This window comes from Verrucomicrobium spinosum DSM 4136 = JCM 18804 (assembly GCF_000172155.1).
GTDB lineage: Bacteria > Verrucomicrobiota > Verrucomicrobiia > Verrucomicrobiales > Verrucomicrobiaceae > Verrucomicrobium > Verrucomicrobium spinosum.
Window position 1 is genome coordinate 4,313,043 of sequence record NZ_ABIZ01000001.1, and the last position, 21,986, is coordinate 4,335,028.

The 21,986-nt window shown below is 58.4% G+C and carries 18 protein-coding genes; 12 read left to right on the top strand and 6 right to left on the bottom strand.

From position 1 onward, the window contains the following. Positions 1-53: 53 nt before the first annotated feature. Both VSP_RS17460 and VSP_RS17470 read right to left on the bottom strand, forming a co-directional pair. Positions 54-887, bottom strand: a complete 834-nt coding sequence (locus tag VSP_RS17460; protein ID WP_009962279.1) for a hypothetical protein — start codon at positions 885-887, stop codon at positions 54-56. 525 nt (positions 888-1,412) lie between these two features. Then, a complete protein-coding gene (locus VSP_RS17470) occupies positions 1,413-2,126 on the bottom strand; it encodes a DUF7003 family protein (RefSeq protein WP_009962281.1) in 714 nt (237 codons plus the stop codon). 785 nt (positions 2,127-2,911) lie between these two features. On the opposite strand from VSP_RS17470, the gene VSP_RS17475 reads away from it, so the two are divergent. The 9 genes from VSP_RS17475 to VSP_RS17515 all read left to right on the top strand — a co-directional run bounded on the left by VSP_RS17475 (position 2,912) and on the right by VSP_RS17515 (position 15,922). Further along, the gene (locus VSP_RS17475; RefSeq protein ID WP_009962282.1) at positions 2,912-3,922 is read left to right on the top strand and encodes a dihydroxyacetone kinase subunit DhaK; all 1,011 of its coding nucleotides are present in this window, start codon (positions 2,912-2,914) and stop codon (positions 3,920-3,922) included. 290 nt (positions 3,923-4,212) lie between these two features. Continuing rightward, entirely contained in the window at positions 4,213-5,247 is a 1,035-nt protein-coding gene (locus VSP_RS17480; RefSeq protein ID WP_232289491.1) for a thiamine pyrophosphate-dependent dehydrogenase E1 component subunit alpha, read from the top strand. Next, the gene (locus VSP_RS17485) at positions 5,244-6,209 is read left to right on the top strand and encodes an alpha-ketoacid dehydrogenase subunit beta (RefSeq protein WP_009962285.1); all 966 of its coding nucleotides are present in this window, start codon (positions 5,244-5,246) and stop codon (positions 6,207-6,209) included. Before VSP_RS17480 ends, VSP_RS17485 begins: the two co-directional genes overlap by 4 nt. 80 nt (positions 6,210-6,289) lie before the next feature. Then, positions 6,290-7,537 (top strand): 2-oxo acid dehydrogenase subunit E2, encoded by a 1,248-nt coding sequence (locus VSP_RS17490; RefSeq protein ID WP_009962287.1) that lies wholly within the window; start codon positions 6,290-6,292, stop codon positions 7,535-7,537. Between the two features lie 41 nt (positions 7,538-7,578). Then, positions 7,579-8,532, top strand: a complete 954-nt coding sequence (locus VSP_RS17495; protein WP_009962288.1) for a D-2-hydroxyacid dehydrogenase — start codon at positions 7,579-7,581, stop codon at positions 8,530-8,532. 79 nt (positions 8,533-8,611) lie between these two features. Next, positions 8,612-10,105 (top strand): SMP-30/gluconolactonase/LRE family protein, encoded by a 1,494-nt coding sequence (locus VSP_RS42370; RefSeq protein WP_053332351.1) that lies wholly within the window; start codon positions 8,612-8,614, stop codon positions 10,103-10,105. A gap of 25 nt (positions 10,106-10,130) precedes the next feature. After that, positions 10,131-11,144, top strand: coding sequence for a DUF6807 family protein (locus tag VSP_RS36000; protein ID WP_009962291.1), 1,014 nt, complete (start codon positions 10,131-10,133; stop codon positions 11,142-11,144). A gap of 305 nt (positions 11,145-11,449) precedes the next feature. After that, the gene (locus tag VSP_RS17510) at positions 11,450-14,008 is read left to right on the top strand and encodes a LamG-like jellyroll fold domain-containing protein (RefSeq protein ID WP_009962293.1); all 2,559 of its coding nucleotides are present in this window, start codon (positions 11,450-11,452) and stop codon (positions 14,006-14,008) included. A gap of 423 nt (positions 14,009-14,431) precedes the next feature. Continuing rightward, a complete protein-coding gene (locus VSP_RS17515) occupies positions 14,432-15,922 on the top strand; it encodes a SulP family inorganic anion transporter (protein WP_009962295.1) in 1,491 nt (496 codons plus the stop codon). Between the two features lie 183 nt (positions 15,923-16,105). Here the strand turns inward: VSP_RS17515 and VSP_RS17520 are convergent, their stop codons facing one another. After that, positions 16,106-16,732, bottom strand: a complete 627-nt coding sequence (locus VSP_RS17520; RefSeq protein ID WP_009962297.1) for a hypothetical protein — start codon at positions 16,730-16,732, stop codon at positions 16,106-16,108. A gap of 224 nt (positions 16,733-16,956) precedes the next feature. Here VSP_RS17520 and VSP_RS17525 point away from each other — a divergent pair, with 224 nt between their 5' ends. The 3 genes from VSP_RS17525 to VSP_RS36005 all read left to right on the top strand — a co-directional run bounded on the left by VSP_RS17525 (position 16,957) and on the right by VSP_RS36005 (position 19,885). Beyond that, positions 16,957-18,114 carry a glycosyltransferase gene (locus VSP_RS17525; RefSeq protein ID WP_009962299.1) on the top strand — a complete coding sequence of 386 codons (1,158 nt, stop codon included), beginning with the start codon at positions 16,957-16,959 and terminating at the stop codon, positions 18,112-18,114. Between the two features lie 80 nt (positions 18,115-18,194). Then, on the top strand, positions 18,195-19,412 hold the full coding sequence (locus tag VSP_RS17530; RefSeq protein WP_029190538.1) for a glycosyltransferase: 1,218 nt from the start codon (positions 18,195-18,197) through the stop codon (positions 19,410-19,412). A gap of 20 nt (positions 19,413-19,432) precedes the next feature. Next, positions 19,433-19,885: a rhodanese-like domain-containing protein gene (locus VSP_RS36005; RefSeq protein ID WP_009962304.1), complete on the top strand. Its 453-nt coding sequence runs from the start codon at positions 19,433-19,435 to the stop codon at positions 19,883-19,885. Between the two features lie 37 nt (positions 19,886-19,922). On the opposite strand, the gene VSP_RS36010 is transcribed toward VSP_RS36005, so the two are convergent. From VSP_RS36010 to VSP_RS17550, 3 genes are all read right to left on the bottom strand, one after another. Then, the gene (locus VSP_RS36010; RefSeq protein ID WP_009962306.1) at positions 19,923-20,321 is read right to left on the bottom strand and encodes a gamma-glutamylcyclotransferase family protein; all 399 of its coding nucleotides are present in this window, start codon (positions 20,319-20,321) and stop codon (positions 19,923-19,925) included. Next, positions 20,318-21,055, bottom strand: a complete 738-nt coding sequence (locus tag VSP_RS36015; RefSeq protein ID WP_009962308.1) for a lipoyl protein ligase domain-containing protein — start codon at positions 21,053-21,055, stop codon at positions 20,318-20,320. Before VSP_RS36015 ends, VSP_RS36010 begins: the two co-directional genes overlap by 4 nt. Positions 21,056-21,125: 70 nt before the next feature. Next, positions 21,126-21,911, bottom strand: coding sequence for a platelet-activating factor acetylhydrolase IB subunit (locus tag VSP_RS17550; RefSeq protein ID WP_157210945.1), 786 nt, complete (start codon positions 21,909-21,911; stop codon positions 21,126-21,128). Positions 21,912-21,986 lie beyond the last annotated feature (75 nt).

Genomic DNA, 21,986 nt, shown 5'->3' on the forward strand with positions numbered 1-21,986 from the left:
CACCTCCACACCCTAGACAGGGTGTGACCTTTGATCGTCATTACCTCCCCGGATCAGCAAGGACCGACTCCACGTTTGAAAACCGGTGGGACATTCCCCGGTTCATTGCTCTCCGTCTCACGCCGATTGCCTTGGACGCTCAGTCGATATGAAGCCCGCTCCCAAGCCAGGTCCGCACGCAGTCCTTTGACGAACCGGTCCATGCCGCGCCAGATACCGCGATAGAAGGCTCCGTCCGTGGCACCCATGCCAATGAGTGCACTCCGGTGATTCACCCACAGCACGGTTCCTGCGGCCAGTCCACGCAAACGGAAACAAGCCTCCCAGATTCTGCCATAGCTGCGATCATGCTGCACACCTTCACTGGCGAGCCGAGCACGATGAAACGCAATGTGCCCCGATTCGTCCCGATTGATCAAATCGCACATGCCCCGGATGGCCACATCATCGCAATGACGCCGCAACAGGCGGTAATACTGGTGGCTGACGATCTCTGTCAGCAGCAATGCGTACAACTCGAACTGGACACCCAGCCATTTCCTCAGACCGCAAAAGAGTGAGAAGCTCCAATGGGATTTGATCTCCGGTGCCCCGAACCGCCGCAGAGCCCAGCCAAGGAGCCGGGAATGCTCCTCCTCTTCCTTGAACCATAGATCCACCAGTTCCTTGATGTTCCCCTGCCCCTCCAACACCTCCGAACGATCGTAGGCGATCAGGTAAGCAGGTCCGCCGCCGTCTCCCAATTGGAACTGCTGGAGGGATCGGATCAAGTGCGCGAACCGGCGCGGTGACAGCTTCTTGTCCACGGTGACAGGAGCAAACCAGTCAGGCTCCGTCCGATGGGATTGATTGTCGCGAAAGTGATTGATCCAGTGGCTGAAGTTCATCGTTCGGCTCCTCTCAACAAGGTGGGTTGCTGTCTTCGGGGACAGCCACCCACCCCTCTGTGCAGGAAGTTTGAAGGAACGATGAAATGGCGGTGAATTTCCGCTTAGGGCGGATTTCACACCACCCCAGAAGACCTCCGGAATCCGAGAGCCAGCCAAAATGAAACAACAGCCGCGGCCAGGTGATAGACCCCGGAGAGCACCCAAAACCAACGCCCTCGCGAGATCCGCCCATCTGGCCTAGCAGCCTGAACATATCCCAGACACATCCAAAGGCCAGGGAGTCCCGCCGCTGCAGTGAGCCCGATGACGCCGAGCTTGCCGAGCAACTCCGCCTGCCCCTGGTCAGTGGCAAGAAAGGATCGAACACCGAAGAATGCCACCCAGGCCGTCAAACCAAGGCTGGCAAGCAACGTGACCACAGAGAGGCAGAAAGTCCACACCCCCAACGGGAACGTGAATCTCAAGGGAGTTGCCGCGTGGGTATTCATCTGGCTCACCGATAGAGCTTCACCTTCTACCACTTCACCTGTTTTTCCAATGGGTATTGGGCGACTCCCTGGGATGATAGGCTGACAGATTCCCTGTTGCGAGCACTTCTGCCACTTGACGGAAGGTCCCAGTGGAGCTTGCGGTCTCTCCACTGGAGAGATACGGATGATGCCATTCATCCAGCTTAAGCACCAGATTCAATCCAGGTGGAAGGTTCACCACCAGTTCCTCCGGCGTGCAGAGCACCAGGTCACGGCGGGTAGCCGCCAGATACCGGCACAGTTCATACACTTGAATGCGATCTGGATCTTCCGGCTCAACCCCTGCTTCCTGGTACTCGTTTCGTGAGGGCAGGTTGATGTAATTGCCACGAACCACCACCTCCCGGGCCCCAGACGCCACGAGTTCGCCGTCCTGCCAGCTGCCGCTTTCCATAGGAAAGACAAAACGCGTCTCGTCATGAGGATGGTTCAGGAGATGCTGATGCCACGCATGGTCATTATAGAAGTCCTCCCGGCCCGGTCGATTGACCAGGTTGCTGCCAGAGGAATACACCTGCACTTCCGGCTCACCAGCACGGGGGGAGAACCCAAACACCTCAATGGTCATGGCCCAGTCATCCTCTGAGCGATAGAGAAACAACCTGCTCGCAGCCAGATGCAAATGCCCATTGCCCAGGCTCGGAAAACTGAATTTCCGGCAGCAGGCGTCCCAGACTCCCAAGATCGAATCAGCAGTCCAAGTCATACCCCTTTCTATTGAGGGATCCGTGGATTCGGCAAGGACAAAAAGACGCCCCTACACGATCTGCGGAGGGTATCCGCCCCTCCTGCCTTCAAATTAGATTTCCATATCTGAGCAAGATCTCCAATCGTGTTGCAATCCCATGACAAGAATGGCATGGAATAAACAGCTCAATTTCCGAGTGGATGTTGGGTTAGTTGCAGCACACAACGGCCCACCATTCTTTCTTTTGGAAGGATGGTGGGTTTTTTGCTTTCCACAACGGTCCACCCTAAATAATTCTCGAATCGCAATAATATAAGAACATTCGCAAGATCTACTTGCATAAATGCAACTTCTTAACTAACGTGAATTATCGTTAGGAAAAAGGCGCAAGCTTAATTCCAAGCGAAGCTGTTGGATGCAGCGCAGGGGCTCCTGGCATTCCGCGGTCAGGTGCTCCTGTTCTGTCTAGTCTCCCCAGTCATATGCTGGCCTCCTTTCCAAGGGACGAGGACTGCAAAAAATCTTTCTGCCCACACCGCCAGTGCGCTCACCATGTGCGAAATACTGATGTTGTTGTGTGAATAGTTGAGTTTATTGAGAGAGCACTCTGCCCGTCTGCACCTTCACCTGTGCAGACGGGCTTTTTCATGCCTTCGTCCAGCTTTTTTAGCCCCGGGTGAGGCACCCCCAGAGCCACGGTCCACGCGGCTCTTCTCGCTTCCTAGTTGACCAGTGGGCTGCCCTCCGCAAAACTCACCTTCCGTTTTCTCCAGCAACCGCTTTCTTCCCCCCTTCCTCCTCCCATGAACACGAATCCTGCCAAAAAAATCATCAATGATCCCCTGAAGTGTGCCGACGACCTTTTTGATGGCCTCGTGCTCGCCTATGATGGCAAGGCCCGCAAGGTGGGCACCCGCTCGATCGTGATGAATGATTTGCGTCCTGATGCGCCTGCCCTCCTCATCGGCGGCGGTGCGGGACATGAACCGATCTACCACGGCCTTGTAGGCAAGAATATGGCGGATGGGGCTGCGATTGGCGACATTTTTGCCGCTCCGCCACCTGATATCGTGCTGGAAGCCACACAGGCGGTCAACCGTGGCAAAGGGGTGCTCTTCCTTTATGGCAACTATGCGGGAGATGTCATGAACTTCGACATCGGCGCGGAACTCGCCTTGGAAGAAGGCATCGAAGTCAGAACGGTGATCATCAATGACGACGTCGCCTCGGCTCCCATCGACCAAAAAGGCAATCGGCGCGGCGTGGCTGGCCTCGTGCCGATCGTCAAGCTCGCTGGCGCAGCGGCCGCTACGGTGGACTCTCTGGACGAACTCGCCCGACTCGCCCAGAAAGCAAATGACCACACCCGTTCGGTTGGCGTGTCCACCAAGCCAGGCTCCATTCCCGCCACCGGACAGCCAACTTTCGAGCTCGCTGACGACGTCATTGGTCTTGGCATGGGCATTCACGGTGAGAAGGGAGTTGCCCTCATCCCCATGTGCACTGCCAAGGAGCTCGCCCCCAAGATGCTCGACATCATCTTTGGCGACGACCTTCCTCTCAATCCTGGCGATGAGATTGTCTTCTTTGTGAACAGCCTTGGTTCTACGCACATGATGGAGTTGCTCATCCTCCTCAAGGAAGCCCGCCCGCTGCTTGAAGCCCGGGGTTTGAAGATTCACCAGACCATCGTGGACAGCATCGTTACCTGCCAGGAGATGGCCGGAGTATCCTTCAGCATCACCAAGCTGGATGCTGAGCTGAAAAAGCTCTGGGACATGCCCTGCGAATCCGTCGGCTACACCAAACTTTAAATTCTGGGGGTTTTCACGAGCCCGCCTCGCCCCATTGCTGGGTGAGGCGGGTTCGTTATTGTCGCGTGTCACAAGGATGTCACAGACAAGACACCAAAAGCCCAGTATGATCCATCCCTCGTTCTGGAATGGGAAGATTTCACCGTTGAGATTGAGCTCATTGGGACTTTTCCCATTCTCGGTCAGGATGATGCGTGCAAAAGCCAAAACTTGATAGATCTTGAACAATAAAGGACTTCCCTTCCGCGTCCTCGTGTGCCATTGTTTCAGTACTCCAAACCATTCGACCTGTGACTACATCACTCAGTGTTGAACTCGCTCCCGCCGGGGAGGCATGGAAAGCCTCATTTCTAGCGGCCCTCCACCACATGACGGCCGCCCGGGTGTTGGAAGAAAAACTTGCCAGCCTCTACCGCGCCGGTGGGCGCATCGTCGGCGGCGTCTATTTGGGCAAAGGCCAGGAAGCCTTCAGCGTGGCTCTAGGTCTTCAACTCTCGAAAGGCCGGGACATTTTTGCCGGGCTGATTCGCGATCAGGCCGGGAAACTGGCCTTTGGCGAGCCTATGCTTGACGCCACACGAACCTACCTCGGTTCCGCGCTCGGCCCCATGCGCGGGCGGGATGGGAACATTCACCGTGGCCGCCCCAAAGAAGGATTGCCCGCCATGATTTCCCACTTGGGATCCATGGTCAGCGTGGTGGCTGGCATGCTCATGTCCCGTCGCTTGCAAGGGCGTCTGGGTGACGCCGTCGGCGGCACCGCCATCGGCGATGGTGGCACTTCCACCGGAGCATTTCACGAGGGGCTGAACCTCGCCGCCGTGGAAAAACTCCCCCTGGTCGTGGCGGTGGCCAACAACCAGTACGCCTACTCCACCCCCAACAACCGGCAGTTTGCTTGTGCGAACCTCGTGGACCGAGCGAAAGGCTACGGTGTGGAGGGCTATGAAGTGGACGGCAAGGATCTCCTGGCATGCCTGCAAGTCTTTCAGCATGCCATCACTCGTGCGCGCGCCGGGCACGGCCCGCAGATGGTGGTTGGCTCCTTGCTCCGTCTCGGCGGGCACGGTGAGCACGATGATGCCTCTTATATTCCAGATACAGTCAAACACTCCGAGCACGGGCGAGATTGCCTGCAACTGGCCGAAGAGTGTGCCTTGGAGCGGGGTTGGGCCACCATGACAGAGCTGGCCGCCCTGCGCGAAAGCTCCCAGAAGGAAGTGGACAGAGCCCTGGCCCAAACGAGCCGTGAACCCTCGCCCGATCCTTACAAAGAATCGTGGCGCGCCCTCGCAACCTCGGCTTTGGTGGACGAAGAGAAATGAGTCTGACCTACCTCGAAGCCATTCGCGAAGCCCAGTACGAAGCCCTGCGCCGTGATCCGCGCGTCTTCATCTACGGCCAGGACATCGGAGAATTTGGCGGTGCCTTCAAGGCCACCAAGCGCCTGAGCGCGGAGTTCCCCGGCAGGGTGCTGGACTCCCCCATCAGCGAGGATGCCATGGTCGGCATGGCCATTGGAGCAGCGGTGGAAGGGAGCCGGCCGATCGTGGAGATGCAGTTTGCCGATTTCAGCAGCGTGGGTTTCAACCAGATCGTCAATCAGGCCGCCACGCTGTACTGGCGGACCAATGTGCCCTGCCCCATCGTGATCCGCCTGCCCAGTGGCGGCACGCCAGGGAGCGGACCGTTCCACAGCCAGAGCATGGAGAGCATCTACGCCCACTACCCCGGGCTCGTGATCTTGACTCCTGCAACCGTGGAAGATGCTTATCATCTCCTGCTCGATGCGGTGGAACTGGAAGATCCGGTGGTCTTCTGTGAACACAAGTTCCTTTATTATCACCTGAAGGCCGATGCGCTGCCCACCTCCACCTTGCCCATTGGCAAGGCTCGCATCGCACGCCCAGGACGCCATGCGACCGTCGTCGCATATTCCGCCATGGTGCACGAGAGCATTCGCGCTGCGGAGGAACTTCAGCAGGATGGCTATCAGATCGAGGTGGTGGACATGCGGAGCGTGAAGCCGATCGATACGGGCACCATTCTGGCGTCTGTCGCCCGCACGGGGCGTTTGCTCTGCGTGGGGGAGTCCTTCCCCTGGGGTGGCGTGACGGCAGAGGTGATCTCCCGCGTGGTCGCAGATGGCTTCCACCTCCTGGACGCCCCTCCGCAGCGGCTGAACTCCAAAGACACACCCATCCCCTACCACCCCAATCTCTGGCGCGCCCATCGGCCCACAGCTGCCAGCATCGTGGCCGAGCTTCGCAAGCTTTTGAAGTTCTAGATAGCAAGCTTCCGCGTCCCCATGGACGGCTCACAGACGACCGCCTGCGCCCTTCACTCCCCCTTCCTCGACAGCATCTCATGCCCGCCATTCCGATTCTCATGCCCCAACTTGGGGAGTCCATTGCTGAAGCCACGATTGTCAGAGTGCTCATCGCACCCGGGCAGGATGTGGATGAGGGCCAGGAGATCTTTGAGGTCGAGACGAACAAGGCCGTAATGACCGTCACCGCCCCTTGCAAAGGCAAGGTGGGTGAACTCACGGCGCAGGTAAATGTGAGCTACCCGGTAGGCTCCACTCTGGGAGCGCTGGAAGTCTCCTCCCAGATGGCCAAAGACATGGGCGTGGACCCCATCAAGTCCGCCCCTAAGCCTCAGATTGCACCATCCGGTCACCAAAATGGCAACGGCGAGGAGCCCGCCAATCTTCATTTCAAGATCAGTGATGCCGACACCATTCAAGAGCGACTGCCCACCGTAGAGCCCGTAGTAGGTGGCCTGCCGGTGCCCGCTGGCGCTACCGGAGCCCACTACATCTCCCCGCGCATGCGTGCCCGGATGAATGAGCTTGGGCTCAATGCCTCAGACCTCTCTGCCGTGGCCGGAACGGGCGCGGGGGGGCGCGTGACGGTGGAGGACTTTGAGCAATTCCTGCGCAACCTGGACGCCCATCGGATGACCAACGCATCCCCCATGCGCATTGCCGTGGCGGACTCCATGCGCCGCAGTTGGAGTCGGCCGCTGGCTACCGTAGGATCACCCGTTGTACTGGACCCCCTGCTGGCCCACCGTAAGAAGGCGAACCCGAAACCTGGCCCGGCCCTCTACGTCATCCGGGCCCTCGCCCTCGCCCTGAGCGAGGACACCGCCGTTGCAGGCCGCCTCGTAGGCAACCGGATCGTTCACCCTCGGGCCATCGATATCGGCTTCGCAGTGGAAGTGGCAGATGGGGTGCTCGTGCCCACCCTCCGCGAGGTGGAGAAAAAGCCGCTGGCAACCTTGGTCGAAGTGTACAACAAGCTGGTCGAGCAGGCCCGCAGCCGTCGGCTGCCTAATGAGGCCAGCCGACCAGGCATCGCCACCGTTACAAACTTCGGAACTTTCGGCATCGTCTGGGCCACACCCATTCCCCTTCCAGAGCAGAACTTGGTGTTGGGACTCGGCGCGGGCCGTAAGGCTCCCGTCTGGAGTGAAGAGGTGAAAACCTTCATCCCGGTGACCGAAGCCGAGCTGACGCTGAGCTTCGACCACCGCATTCTCGATGGCGGCGGCGCAGGCCGACTGCTGGCCCGCGTGGCACAACTCCTTCAGACCCCGGAGAAGCTCTGATCCTCGCTCCGCCCTCCCGCCAATTCTCTTTTGATTGACTGATGAAGCTCACTGTTCTTGATGCCCACACCGCCAATCCGGGCGACCTCTCTTGGGACGGCTTGCATGCGCTGGCGGAGTGCACCTTTCATGATCGCACCCCAGCCAGCGAGGTGGTGAATCGAGCCGAAGACTGCGAGCTGATCCTGACCAACAAGACTGTGATCAGCAGTGACGCGATCCGCTCACTCCCCAAGCTGAAGTACATCGGCGTGCTGGCCACCGGCTACAATGTCGTGGACATCGCCGCCGCTCAGGAACGCGGTATCACCGTCTGCAATGTTCCGGGGTACAGCACCGCTTCAGTGGCCCAAACGGTGTTTGCCCTTCTCCTGGAATTGACCCATCGGGTCGGCCATCACGCACAGACCGTTCGGGAGGGCCGCTGGAGTGCTTGCCAGGACTTCAGCTACTGGGACGGTTCCTTGGTGGAGCTGAGCGGTCGCACGCTGGGCATCCTAGGGTATGGAGCGATTGGCGAAGCGGTAGCCCGTATCGCGCTCGCTATGGGCATGAAGGTCATTGCCAATCGTCGCACTTGGTCATCGGAACCCCTTCAAGGCGTTGAGAAGGTGGACCTTGAGTCCTGTTTTAATAATTCAGATGTCTTAACATTACATTTCCCCTTAACACCCAACACTTCAGGCATCATCAATCGCGAAAATATTGCGAAGATGAAACCTGGAGCATTCTTGATCAACACCGCGCGCGGCCCGTTAATCAATGAGGCCGATCTGGCCGAGGCGCTTAATACAGGTCGCATCGCTGGCGCTGGCCTGGATGTGCTTTCTTCCGAGCCTCCTGCGGCGGACAATCCTTTGATCGCCGCCCGAAACTGCCTCATCACCCCGCACATCGCTTGGGCGAGCCTGGAAGCCCGCGCTCGATTGATCCAGGTGGCTACTGAAAATGTGCGAGCTTACCTGGCCGGGGTGCCACAGAACACGGTGGGCTGAAAATTTATCAATTCGGTTGTCAGAAAATCACGCTTTCGGGCAGTATCATTCCCTCTGCGTTTTGGATTTTTCTGACCTCATGAAACTGCTTCCCTTCGCCGCCTGCTGTCTCCTCTCTGCCACCCCTCTTTTTGCCGGAGATTGGGTTAACCTCTTCAATGGGAAGGACCTTGCGGGATTCGTACAGCGGGGTGGCAAGGCGGCCTACGCCGTGGAAGATGGAGCCGTGGTGGGCACCACTGCACCCAACACGCCCAACAGTTTCCTCTGCACGGAAAAGGACTATGGCGACTTCATCCTTGAGCTGGAGTTCAAGGTGGACTCCCGCATGAACAGCGGAATTCAGTTCCGCAGCGAGTCAAAGCCTGACTACAAGTCAGGGCAGGTCCACGGCTATCAGTTCGAAATCGACCCCTCGGATCGCGCCTGGACGGCAGGTATTTATGACGAGGGCCGCCGCGCCTGGCTGGCACCTCTGACTACCAACGATACCGCCCGGTACGCCTTCAAGCAAAACGAATGGAACACGGCCCGGGTGGAGGCTGTGGGCGACCAGTTGCGCACCTTCCTCAATGGAGTGCCCGCTGCCAGCCTGAAGGACAGCATGACCCCGAAAGGATTCATCGCCCTGCAAGTGCATGGCATTAAGAAAAACGACGCCCAGATGCAGGTGCGCTGGCGCAACATCCGCCTGATGGAAAACCCCTCCAAGGCAGACCTCACCCCTGAAGCCGCCGCCCCCATAGCGCCCGCATCTCTTGTGGCTGACGGGGCCGAGGTGATGCTGCTCCAGGGTGGATTCAAGTTCACCGAAGGCCCCGCCCTTGCACCAGATGGTCGGATATTCTTCACCGACATCCCCAACAACCGGATACACATCTATGACCCGGCCACAGGACAAACCACCGTTCATCGGGAGAACACCGGTGGTGCCAACGGCCTCATGTTCACTCCGACGGGAGCCTTGCTTGCCTGTGAAATGAAGGCCCGCAGAGTGACCCGGGAATCCAACGGCGAGATTCAAACAGTCGTCGAAAAAGCAGGCGGCAAGCGCATCAATCAATCCAATGACCTGGATCTCGACGGCAAGGGCGGATACTATTTCACCGATCCCAACTACGGCCAGAAGGACGACATTCAGATGGAGAAAGAGTGTGTGTATTACGTTGATCGTGGCGGCAAGGTTTCCCAGGTGGTGGACGACTGCCTCAAGCCCAATGGCATTGTGCTGTCGCTTGACAAGAAGACGCTCTATGTCGGCGACAACGGATCCAACAAGGTTCGCGCTTACGACATCCAGGAAAACGGGACGGTGAACAATGGCCGTGACTTCGCGAAGATGGCAGAAGGCCAGACCACCGGTGGCGATGGCATGACCATTGACCAGTTGGGCAATGTTTATGTCACGGCCCAGGAGTTCGTCTGGATCTTTGACCCGGCTGGCAAAGAAGTGGCCAAGATCAAAGTCCCGGAAAACCCGGCCAACTGCACCTTTGGTCGAGACAACATGCTCTACATTACCGCCAAAACTGGCTTCTATGGCGTGAAAATGAACGTCTCCGGCCGTCGTTAACTGCCCGCGCCTGATATCACTTCTCATGAAACTGCACCACCTTCCCTTTCTGGCCGGACTTCTCGCCTGCTCATCTCCGTTGTTCAGCGCAGAGTACAGCTTCAAGGAAACGCCAGTCAAACATCTGGACATCCTACGTGATGGCAAGATCATCGCCCGCTGGATGACCGCCTACGACATCTCCAGCAAGGAGCAGGTCCATGATACTTACAAACCCTTCCTGCACGTCTTCGATGCCGAAGGCAGTGGGCCGATCACCAAAGGACCGGGCGGCGACTTCACCCATCACCGCGGCATCTTTGAAGGCTGGAACAAGCTAGTGGTGGGCGACAAGACCTACGACCGCTGGCACATGAAGGACGGGGCGCAGGTGCATGTGAAATACCTCAACCAGTCCGCCAGTGCGGACGGGGCCACGTTCACCTCCCTGGTCCGCTGGCAGGGCAAAGGGGAAACCGCCGAGCCGGTCCTGGAGGATGAACGCACCTTTAAGTTCCTGCCTGCCTCAGGCCAGTTTTACTCAATCATCGACGTCACGACCAAACTGAGAGCAATCGCCGGAGACACAACCTTTGACGGAGACCCGGAGCACGCCGGCCTTCAGTTTCGTCCCGCCCAGGAAGTGGACCGCTCCAAGACGGCCTACCTCTATCCCGTGCCCAAGGCAGACGCCCACAAGGATCTCGACTACCCCTGGTTCGCTGAAACCTACTCACTCAACGGAAAGACCTACAGTGTGGTTTACCTAAACCACGCTTCCAATCCCGACGGCACGCGCATCTCCGCATACCGCGACTATGGCCGTTTTGGAGCCTTCTTCAAAACGAGCATCAAGAAGGACGAAACGCTGACTCTACAAGTCCGCTTCCTGATCGCCGAAGGGGCACTCCCCACCGCCGAGGTGATTCAGAAGGCGTGGAATGAGTACACCGGAAAGAACGCCCCGACGCCGGACGTCACGCATAAACCGGCGGAAGCCGCTGGCAAACCAGCAGCACCCAAGGCAAAAACCGCCCCCGCGCCGACAAAGTCGAACTGATTTCGCTCCGCGATGTCAAAACAGGCGGCACACCAAGCAGGGCGTGCCGCTTTTATTTTAAGACCTCCACTCCCTTTAAATTTTCATGACCATTCCAGGCTGAGACTAACGAGACCCCTCTGCACGTGTTCGTGCTGCTTTTCATAGAAGGCGCAAGAACGCATACCGCAGCGTCCCCCACGCGTCCGGGAAGAACTCCTCGGACGTTTTCTCGTGGGCGCATGACGCTGTGATCCTCCTTGTGCCCCTCCGTCCCCAGACGGTACGGGGCAAGGGAATCTCGTCTCGTATCTCCAGCCAGTTTCATGACTTTCCGTTCCACTGCTTTTTCCGTGGCGCTGTCCACGGCTTTGCTGACTTTTAGTGTCGGCACCCCACATGCTGCACTAGCAGCCTCGCGACCTTTTGAAGCCCTTCGCATCAACTGCGGAGGCGGCACCGTCAAAGACCGCCTCACAGGGCATGTCTGGCTGTCCGACAAGAAATATGCGGTTCGCGGCAAGAAATATCGGTTTAGTCATAAGCTAAACCTCAAAGAAGCCCAGCTGCCCGCCCCTGAGCTGGTGTACCAGTCCGTGCGCAGAGCCAACCTCAACTACCGGATACGCAGCGTGGCGGATGGCACCTACCGGGTGCGACTGCACTTCGTCGATGGTAAGCAACAAGCCGAGCGGAGCATGGATTTCTGGATCGAAGGTGAGCACCTTCTACAGAACTTCAGCCCCAGGGAAGCCGCAGGTTCGTCGAACCGCGCTTACATCTATGAAGCTGTGGTGCAGGTGAAAGATGGCAATGGGCTCGATATTCGCGGTACTCGCGGGAGGGGGGATGATGTGTTTCTCAGCGGGATCGAAGTTCTGCCCGCGCCCAGGGGAGCGCCCCTCACCCGCCCCCCATTGGCCAGCCCAAGCGCCCCCGCAGATCTGGCGCAGCAATTGCGCGACTTTGCAGAGGGTCCAGCTCGGGTGGTGTGGACACGCACAGACGATGAAGAGGATTTCTATCTGAAAGGCGGCACGGGCGTGCTCTATGGCTATGACACCGAGGATGGCAAAGGTGAAAGGGCCATCCTCTCTGAACTCCGCAGTTACGCGAGCCCGATGCTCACCCCTGATGGGAAACATGTGGTATTTACGGATCAAACGAAGCACAAATGCTACGTGGTTGGTTTCGACGGGGCCGGGCTTCGTGAACTGTCGGCAGGGTACGCATCCGACATCTGGGAGGATCCCTCCACCGGGGCCACTTGGGTGTACGTGCGGACCGGATGGCGGGACGTGAAAGCCCCCGTCAGGCGCTTCAGGCTCGATGATCCTTCTGTGTCTGAAGAGGTCTGGACTAAATCTGGGACCGGACAGCCGCAAACCGCGTGGTTCCATCTCTCTGGAGATGGGAAACTCGCGGCCGATGCCTTCCCCTGGCCGCAATGCGGACTCGCCGATCTCAGCACGGGCGAATTCAAGGTCATGGGCAAAGGATGCTGGCCTGCGGTGGCACCAGACAGCAGCCACAGGTCGTTTTACTTCATTGGTCAGCACACCGGCGTACAGTTCTTTGACACCCCTCAAGCCACGCCGCGCACCATCAACCTTGCCACCGTACCTGGATGGACCGGACGGAAGGTGTACCACCCCAGATGGACGAATGATGTGCGCTTCGTCACCCTCACGGCACCCCAATGGATGCCAGAAACGGAGCTTTATATCGGCAGGTTTGACGCCGGATTCACCGAAGTGGAAAGCTGGTTTCGCCTCACCTACAACCACACGGCAGACTTCTTTGGAGATGCCTGGTTTGCCGCTTCCAGGAAACACAATGTCCCCAGCAAGCCTGGAACGGGCAACCCAGGACTCCTGGCGCAGGCAAACGAGAACGAATTGCCTGGAACCGTCTTTGTCTGGGAAAATGAACGCTCCCGCAACGTCATCACCGCACCAGATGGCAAGGTCCTCCGTAGCTGGTCCGCCCGCTACGATGGAGCCACCCGTCCAAACCGCTGGTTTGGTGCCTTGATCCGCCAGGGATCCCTTCGACCGGACGATGACGCCGCCCCCGCTTTCGGACGGGCTGCCGCAGCTTCGGGAGCCTTCTCGTTTGCGTTAGACCTTGAACCCGCCTCTGCATCCGGGAAGCAGGAGGCTGCAATACTTTCCCTGGCAAACTCCAAAGAGAAGCCATTTCTTGAGCTCATCCAGAACCAAGGCACATTGTCGGTCACCGTCACCGGTAAGGACAGGAAGCCAGTGAACCTCCTACTGGGGGACGTCATGCCAGGAGCACCAACCCAGATCGCGGTCACCTACGCGTCTGGACAGCTCGCAGGATACCGTGATGGCAAGGAGAAAGCCCGAATCGCTGCAACCTGCGACCCTGCAGAATGGGATGCCTCCAGCCTGGTGTTTGGCAACGACATCTCACATAGGCGACCTTGGGAAGGGTCTATCGAGAACATTCGCCTGCTAGACCGCGAGTTGAGCGTTGCGGAAGTCGCCACGCTGAATGCACGGTCCGCGAAAACCCGACAGGGGCGGCAACCAGTCGCCCAGGTGGTCGTGGAGGCAGAGCTGCTCCAGGCTTCAGAGCCAGATGAGCCCGCCACCATCGCCCCCTATGTACGGAGCTTGGGGGAGAACGTTTATAAGGTGAAACGCGTGTTGTCCGGGAAACTGGAGGACACTGAGATCATCGTTCTGCAATGGGTGGTTCTGGGAGGTCAACCGCTCGCCTCGTCCGAGCGCGAAGAAGGGCAGATCTATCGGCTGGAATTGGAGTCGGCCGACAGCCACCCGGAGCTCGCCGGAGAGCACCGGTCCACCGACATCTTTGAGCCCGTGATGAACGTGTACTACGACGTCAACCTGTAGCCACCCCGTCCCGCATGGCGATCTTATTAAGGCGACAGCGTCTTGCAGCCCATTTCTGGCTGAAAAACGACCACGCTACAGCTTGCAAACCTCGACTTACTGCCTCTTGACCCGTAAAGCACCCGCCATTCCAGCATTTTCAGCGAACACACAAGTGATCCCGCCGTGACACACGCGCTGGTACAGCGATGATTGTTCACTCCCCTGTCTCTTCAGCGGAGACATCGTGTTACCTGAGAACGCAGTCCTGATAGCGTTCAGGAAAGCAGAGCTGCATTCTGAACACGCATCCCTCCAGCCACGAGCTGCGCCGCAGTTCTGGGTTTCCGACGCCTGCACAGGGATCGAGCGAGCCTTCTCAGTGGCTGAGGGGCAGCCTTTCCTGCCGTAAAACAACAAGATCTGATAGAGCAATTTCAGTCCATGACAGACATCAACTGGCAACGAACGAAACAAGAGTGGTTTCCTAATATCCGCAAGGATCTGCTGGCCGGCCTGGTCGTCGCGCTGGCCCTCATTCCAGAAGCGATCGCCTTTTCCATCATCGCCGGCGTTGACCCCAAAGTCGGATTGTACGCCTCATTCTGCATCGCAGTGGTCACCGCATTTCTGGGGGGACGGCCCGCCATGATTTCTGCGGCCACCGGGGCCATGGCGTTGCTTATGGTCAATCTGGTCAGGGAGCACGGCCTTCAGTATCTGCTGGCAGCGACCCTTCTCACTGGCGTTTTCCAGATCATAGCAGGAGCCCTGCATTTGGGAAATCTGTTGAAGTTTGTCTCCCGGTCGGTGATGACAGGCTTCGTCAATGCGCTCGCCATCCTTATTTTTCTGGCGCAATTGCCCGAGTTTCACGGAGCTGGGTGGCAGATGTACGCGATGGTGGCCGCCGGGCTTTCCATCATCTATTTGCTGCCTCTCCTGACGAAGGCAGTGCCATCTCCTCTGGTGTGCATCGTTGTTTTGACGGCCTTCTCCATCATCACTGGGCTGAATCTGCGCACAGTGGGCGATCTGGGAGAACTCCCTTCCACCCTTCCCGTATTTCTCCTTCCAGATGTCCCGTTCAATTTTGAAACTCTCTGGATCATTTTACCCTACTCACTTCCCCTGGCCGTCGTGGGACTGCTGGAGTCGCTGATGACAGCATCCATCGTGGACGATCTCACGGACACAGACAGCGCCAAAAACCGGGAGTGTGCAGGCCAGGGTGCCGCCAATGTCGTGGCGGGGCTTTTTGGCGGCATGGCAGGTTGCGCCATGATCGGGCAGACAGTGATCAACGTGCAATCGGGCGGTCGAGGGAGGTTGTCCACGTTCTCCGCTGGTGTGCTGCTTCTGACGATGATCGTGACTTTGGGGGAATGGGTAAAGCGAATCCCCATGGCGGCCTTGGTGGCAGTCATGCTCATGGTATCGATCGGGACCTTCAACTGGGCGTCACTGAAGAACCTACGCATCTATCCCAAAAGCTCCAGCATGGTCATGATCGTTACCGTGTTGGTGGTGGTTTTCACACACAACCTCGCATTGGGTGTGCTTGTAGGCGTGTTGATGAGCGCCCTTACCTTCGCCCGAAAAATCTCACAGATTGTACGGGTCACCTCGCTCTTTGACGAAAAGGAGAGCCGCCGGACCTACCTCGTTCAGGGACAGTTGTTTTTTGTTTCTGCCGGAGCTTTTGCCAAGTCATTCGACTTTCGAGAAGCCCTGAAGGAGGTCACGATCGATGTTTCTCATGCGCACTTCTGGGACATCACAGCCATCAACGCCCTGGACAAAGTGGTCCTGAAGTTTCGTCGTGAAGGCACCCATGTCACCATTGTCGGAATGAACGAGGCCAGCGCCACCTTGGTTGACCGTCTTGCCGTGCATGACAAGTGCGGCACCATGGACAGGATGCTCGAACACTAACCCGAACCGACGGCTCCGCCTTTGCTCGCAAGCATGTACGAGATCACCCATCATGGGCCAACGCGGCAAGACGACGACCGAGATGCCTTTCCGTGGAGGTTTGGGCGAGCTCCTCGTGATCGGTGCATACGGACGCTCGCCTATCGTTGAAAACCAGCCTGTGCCCCTTTCCTCATCCAGCCCCTACGGGACGAGGAACGTGTTGCCGGTGCGGGGATCCCGGGCTTTTTGGCCAGGAGCCAACCCCCGCACATCAAGCATGTTGGCCTCGATACGCTCCGCACCCGGAGGGTAAACATAGCCAGACCGGCCAGCCACGGGAACCGCGTAGCTGAGGGGGGCGGGAGGACCCATCACTTCGGAGGAGTCAGCAGTCTTTTCCGTAGCGCCAGATCCCTTGCCCGACTTGGATTTGGGGTCACTGCTGCTTCCCCCTTCGCCGCCGCTCGATGCCATGCCCGGGTTAGAGGGCCCCTCACGGAGGTACTGGGTCTCCCCGCTGCGACCTGAGTTCACACCCGGGATGGGAGGCAACGGCGTCCCATCGCCTGTCTGAGCTTTTTTGCCCGTCCTCTGCTTGGGACGGGATGCAGAGGGAGGGGGTACCGATTTAGGGGGCTCTTGCGACTTTTCAAAATCGCGTGTCTTTCTGAAGAGGAACCCTCCCATCTTCTTGAAAAAATTCGGATCCTCCTCCTTGGTGGCCGGGGCGGGAGGAGGTGCGCTCATCCCGTTCATGGACCATCCGGCCAGGACGGTAAAGATCAGAGCGTACCGACGGGCAGATTGCCAGGAAAAAGTCACTTTCATCAGATCAGGGGGCTGAAATTTCCACGCCCGCCCGGGAACTCGGGAGCAACGGGAGATTACGATAAACGGAGCTACTTGAACAGGTCTATTGCAAGCAAACGATACGGAACATCCCAGTGGTTCCCCACCGGGTTGAATTACTTTTATTCTGCAAGGGATTGCCTTTCGCCAAACGCGACGCTTACTGAACGCCATTTTCATTTCCCGCCCCCACTTCACTCCCCTTGAACCGCCCCACCGTTGCCAGCTATTGCACGACATTTCTGAAGCCGGAGATGCTTCATATCTACCGTCAAATCAAAGGTTTGCGACGGTACGAGACGTTTGTGATCTGCAAAGAACGGCAGAGCGAAGACCTCTACCCCATGCCAGAGGGGGGCATCGAAGTCGCCCCCGGAGTGAAGAGCAACTTTCTGAGACGATTCTGGCTGAAATACATCAAACACGAGCCCGCGATCGTCTATCGGGGAGAGTACGGGGTGCTGGCGGGTCTGCTGAACCGGCGTGAGGCCGATCTGATGCACGTCTATTTTGGTCATACCGGCGTGCACCTTCTCCCCTTCATCCAACGGTGGCCGAAACCGACCGTGGTCTCATTTCACGGGATGGACGTTCAGACGCGGGCGCATGACCCGTCCTATGAAATCCGTCTTCGGCAATTGTTAAAGGCGTCCCGACTCGTGCTGGCGCGCTCCCAGTCCTTGCTGGACAGGCTGCTCGAACTGGATTGCCCGGTGGACAAGGTCCGTATGAACCGCACCGGCATCCCTCTTGACCAGTTTCCCACCATCAACCGTTCCTGGCCTGATAACGGGGCCTGGCACCTGGTGCAGGCGTGCCGATTGATCGAAAAGAAGGGTTTGGATGATGCCATCCATGCGTTTGCCGCCTTCGCCAAGGTCCATCCGCAGAGTCAGTTCACCATCGCAGGTGAAGGTCCGCTCCTCGATCCGCTCAAAAAACTGAGGAATGATCTGGGTTTGCGAGACAAAATCCATTTTCCCGGATTCGTGAAGGGTCCCGCCCTGTGTGACCTCTTCCACAGTGCGCACCTCTTCATCCATCCCAGCCGCATGACGGCCGATCAAAACCAGGAAGGCGTGCCCAATGCCATGCTGGAGGCCATGGCAACGGGATTGCCCGTGGTGGCAACACTTCATGGTGGCATCCCGGAGGCGGTGAGAAACGGCGTCACAGGGCTGCTCGTCCCGGAGCGTGACCGGGCTGGCTTGGAGCGGTCGTTGCATGATCTTACGGACAGCCCTGCCACCTGGGAGCGTATGGGGGCCGCGGCTGCCCTGGATGTGAGGGAAAACTTTGAATCCTCCGAGCAGATCGCCAAACTCGAGCAGGCGTACGACGAAGCCAGGGAAAGACGTTGAAGCGGCTGTCCCTTGAGCCATCATAAACACCAGTAGTATCACCACTCCCAGCCGGGGCAGCTCCGCTGCTCCCTCCGTACATGCCATCCTGTTGCCCTGACGCCCAAGACAAATCCAAACCGCTGGTCGTCTCTCTATGCGGCACCTTTCTGAAGCCGGAAATGCAGAGCATCTACCGGCAAGTGACGGGATTTCACCGGGTCCGCACCATCGTCTATACGCAGAGCCACGAAAACGCGGATCTGTTCCCCTTTGAACCGGTCAAGGTGCTGAAGAAACTGCCCCGTCCGCGGCCCCGCGGACACTTCCTAAAGCGCTTTTGGTACAAGCATGTGCTGAAGGTATGGCCTCCACCACGCCCCATTGAGCGCCATGTGCACCCCTACTATCCTTATGACCTGGTTGACCGTCTCAGGCGGAATGATCCAGCGCTGGTCCACGTGTACTATGGCCACAAGGCGGTGCATTATTATGAGATGATCCGGGCCTGGGGAGGACCGTTCGTGGTCTCATTTCACGGTGTGGATGTTTCCAAGTTCCTGGACCGGCCAGCCTATGTGGCCACCCTCAAGAAGGTGTTCGCGAACGCGAAGCTGGTGATGGCCCGAAGCCAGTCCCTCTTGGATCGGCTGGTCCTGCTCGGCTGCCCCAAGGAGAAGCTCCGGCTCAACCGCACTCCGATCCCGTTGGAACACCTTAATGCCGTTCCCAGGACCTCGCCGCACGATGGCCAGTGGCGACTGGTGCAAGCCTGCCGTTTGATCCCCAAGAAAGGGATCATCACAGCCCTCAAGGCATTGAAGATCGTCACGGAAACCCATCCTAACGTCAAATACGTAATCTGTGGCGTCGGGCCTCTGTCCGGCAAAATCCAACGCACCGCCGCCGAGCTGGAGCTGAGCTCGCATCTGGAACTCAGGGGCTGGATGAGCCAGGATCAACTGCTTCAGGAATATGAAGCAGCTCACATCTTCTTGCATCCGAGCGAGACGACCAAAGACGCCGACCAGGAGGGCATTCCCAACTCCATGCTGGAGGCCATGGCCACGGGGCTTCCCGTGGTGGCCACTCAGCATGGGGGGATCCCCGAAGCTGTAAGCAATGGATTTGATGGGCTGCTCGTACCCGAACGCAGTCCAGAGCAACTGGCTGAAGCCTTGCTGACCCTGATGAACGCGCCTGCACTGCTGACCTCCCTGTCCACAAACGCAGCCGCTTCGGTACGTGCCAACTTTGGCAGTACCGCTCAGGTCGCAGCCATGGAAGACGTGTACTTCGAGGCCATCAGCCGCAAGTAGGCTCCTTCTCCCCAAGTCACATGCAGACTCCCGTCGCTCTTCTCTGCCCCACCGTACTGGTGTGGCTCATGGCAGGAGCCCTCCAAGTGCTGGCAAAGGACCCCGCAGTTCCCGCGCGCCCACCTCCCTTGATGCTGCCCGCGACTGCCAGATACGTGAGCGTGGCGGAAGCCAGGGAACTCTTAAAAGGAGGCAAACTAGGCGGGATCGTGGACGTCCGCACTCCTGAAGAAGTCACCGACAGCAATCACCTTCCCGGAGCAAGGTTCGTGAACCTCTTTGTGTCCAACTTTGACCAGTCCATTCTGAATCTGGGGCTGGACCGCACCCGCCCCTGTCTCGTGTACTGTGCCCTGGGCGGACGGGCCGCACGCACCGCAGCAAGACTGGATGCGCTCGGGTTCAAGGACGTACTAGTCCTGCAAGGGGGCTACGAAGCCTGGCACCGGCAGAGCGGGGAACTGGGGCCATGAGCGCCGCTTGCCCCCGTATCGCAGGAAAAAATCGGCCTCAATTCTCACGCCAGTCATCACCCGCGTCATCCCGTCCCATGATGGACCAGCGGTAGAGGTAGGTGAAAACTTGCCCTCCGACAAAAGGCTCTTCCAGGTCCACAGGGACCAGTTCATAGAGCCCCACAGCCACATCTTCAAGAAGGTCCAGCTCCTTGCGGCAGCTGGCATCCACCTCCCAGACTTCCCCGTGAACCCTGAGCCCCCCCTCCTCCTCTGGCACCTCATAGAGTCCCGGATAGCCGCCCGCATTCACCATGCGATATTTCGGCAGGGTGCGGGCGGTGCCCACAAAAGTCTGACCGTTCAGATAATGTGCATTGCTCAGGCCACGCTTCAGCGTCCCGTAAACAAAGATGCGCTGCAAAGAAGCTGCAACCGGCTCTGGAGCGCTCATGGCAGGACGTTGGATCCAGCACCCGCAAGTCGCGGCCCGGGGTTCGAGGCAGCCACACTCCGGTGAAGTGTCCATTCCATGGTCGCATACTTGTCCCGGGCCAGTTCCCGGGCTTTAGGAAGAAGCCGGGCCTCCATTTCCATTTGGTCCATCACGACGACATCCATCGCCAGTTGACGTGCAAACAGCAGGCCAAAGTCAGCGGGTAATTTCACAGGCTGAATTGTGCCCTGATGAAGGAATCCAGTCTTCGCCCGACGTTGGGCTGCACCGGCGATCTTTTGCTCCTGCCACACCACGTCGAACTTCGCAGGCTCAACAAAGCAAACCCCCATGCCATCGGAGGTGTTCTCAGACTGCAATGAGCACTCACCCATGCCCGCCTCATGAAGAGCACGGATCATCGCCTCGTGGATCTCCCGATAGGTTTCCACCGCTCGCTGTTCGCTGAGGTCACTCCCAGCGGGAGCCGCCAGGGTGTAGGTCCAGTCCCCATCATGGACCACCACTCCCCCACCCGTCCAGCGCCTCACCATCGGCCAGCCCGCTTGAGCATTCGGAATCACCGAAATCGGCTGAGAAAACCCGATGCTGACACTCGACTCCTCCCAGCCATACACCCGCATCCACACGCCTTCAGCCTGGAGCAGCATGGCCTCGTCCAAGGCCATATTGAGTGGTCCCTCGCGGGGCACCGTGTCTTGCCAGAGATGAAGGCGGGGAATGGATGGCATTTTCAATGATACAGTTGGGATATCCTACGTTCCGGGGACTGGCGATGGTACCGACTTGGCCGACGGCAATCTAGCTCCCCATGAGCTCCTTGACCTTCCCGTCGATGGCTTCTGCCCAAATTTCGTATCCCTTGGGCGACAGATGCAGGCGGTCGGGCATGATTTCCTGGGAGAGCGTTCCGTCCGGTTCAAGGAACTTTTCTCCAAGGTCCATGTAGTAGATGGACTTGTCATCGGCGTACGTCTTGATCAGGCTGTTGGTGGCCGCGTTTTGCTTGCGGAAGGCATCGTTGTTGTCCGCGCCGCGAGGGAAGATTCCGAGCAGGAGGACTTTGGCGCCCGGGCACTTTTGCTGCACCTTGCTGATGATCGCCTTCACGCCTTCTGCAGTCTGTTCCGCACTGCACAAGTACCCGTTGCGGTTCTGATGGCCGGTGTTGTTTGTGCCAATCATCAGCACCACCAGCTTGGGCTTCAAGCCATCAAAGTTCCCGTTCTCCAGACGCCAGAGGACGTGCTCCGTGCGATCACCACCGATGCCGAAATTTGCGGCACCAAGAGGGGCCCAGTGCTTTTCCCAGGCAACCTTGCCAGATCCTTCCCAGCCTTGGGTGATGGAGTCCCCGAGAAAGACGAGGGTGGACTCCCCTTTGCTGGAGATCTCATTGAACCGCGAATGGCGTGCCTTACAGCCGGGTTCCGGGCGCTCGACGGGCGTTACCGCCACCTTGGGATTTGGCACCGGCACCGGCGTCGCAGCGACCGAGGCCTTGGCAGGATTCGCGCCAGTCGTGGGAGATTGCTGGGCCAATGCGACAGAAGCGGTGCAGAGCAGGAGGGCGAGGATGGATTTCATGGTTGAATCAGAAACCGGAATACGTGCATCGTGGCCATACTTCATGCGCCCAAATCCTGACAAATGGGAAAATAA

What these genes read in the sequence shown, in the direction of transcription:
- VSP_RS17485 (WP_009962285.1), top strand. Translation starts at nt 5,244, where the DNA reads ATGAGTCTGACCTACCTCGAAGCCATTCGCGAAGCCCAGTACGAAGCC.
- VSP_RS17490 (WP_009962287.1), top strand. Translation starts at nt 6,290, where the DNA reads ATGCCCGCCATTCCGATTCTCATGCCCCAACTTGGGGAGTCCATTGCT.
- VSP_RS17495 (WP_009962288.1), top strand. Translation starts at nt 7,579, where the DNA reads ATGAAGCTCACTGTTCTTGATGCCCACACCGCCAATCCGGGCGACCTC.
- VSP_RS17530 (WP_029190538.1), top strand. Translation starts at nt 18,195, where the DNA reads ATGCCATCCTGTTGCCCTGACGCCCAAGACAAATCCAAACCGCTGGTC.
- VSP_RS17460 (WP_009962279.1), bottom strand. Translation starts at nt 887, where the DNA reads ATGAACTTCAGCCACTGGATCAATCACTTTCGCGACAATCAATCCCAT.
- VSP_RS36005 (WP_009962304.1), top strand. Translation starts at nt 19,433, where the DNA reads ATGCAGACTCCCGTCGCTCTTCTCTGCCCCACCGTACTGGTGTGGCTC.
- VSP_RS42370 (WP_053332351.1), top strand. Translation starts at nt 8,612, where the DNA reads ATGAAACTGCTTCCCTTCGCCGCCTGCTGTCTCCTCTCTGCCACCCCT.
- VSP_RS17470 (WP_009962281.1), bottom strand. Translation starts at nt 2,126, where the DNA reads ATGACTTGGACTGCTGATTCGATCTTGGGAGTCTGGGACGCCTGCTGC.
- VSP_RS36015 (WP_009962308.1), bottom strand. Translation starts at nt 21,055, where the DNA reads ATGCCATCCATTCCCCGCCTTCATCTCTGGCAAGACACGGTGCCCCGC.
- VSP_RS36010 (WP_009962306.1), bottom strand. Translation starts at nt 20,321, where the DNA reads ATGAGCGCTCCAGAGCCGGTTGCAGCTTCTTTGCAGCGCATCTTTGTT.
- VSP_RS17510 (WP_009962293.1), top strand. Translation starts at nt 11,450, where the DNA reads ATGACTTTCCGTTCCACTGCTTTTTCCGTGGCGCTGTCCACGGCTTTG.
- VSP_RS36000 (WP_009962291.1), top strand. Translation starts at nt 10,131, where the DNA reads ATGAAACTGCACCACCTTCCCTTTCTGGCCGGACTTCTCGCCTGCTCA.
- VSP_RS17475 (WP_009962282.1), top strand. Translation starts at nt 2,912, where the DNA reads ATGAACACGAATCCTGCCAAAAAAATCATCAATGATCCCCTGAAGTGT.
- VSP_RS17515 (WP_009962295.1), top strand. Translation starts at nt 14,432, where the DNA reads ATGACAGACATCAACTGGCAACGAACGAAACAAGAGTGGTTTCCTAAT.
- VSP_RS17550 (WP_157210945.1), bottom strand. Translation starts at nt 21,911, where the DNA reads ATGAAATCCATCCTCGCCCTCCTGCTCTGCACCGCTTCTGTCGCATTG.
- VSP_RS17520 (WP_009962297.1), bottom strand. Translation starts at nt 16,732, where the DNA reads ATGAAAGTGACTTTTTCCTGGCAATCTGCCCGTCGGTACGCTCTGATC.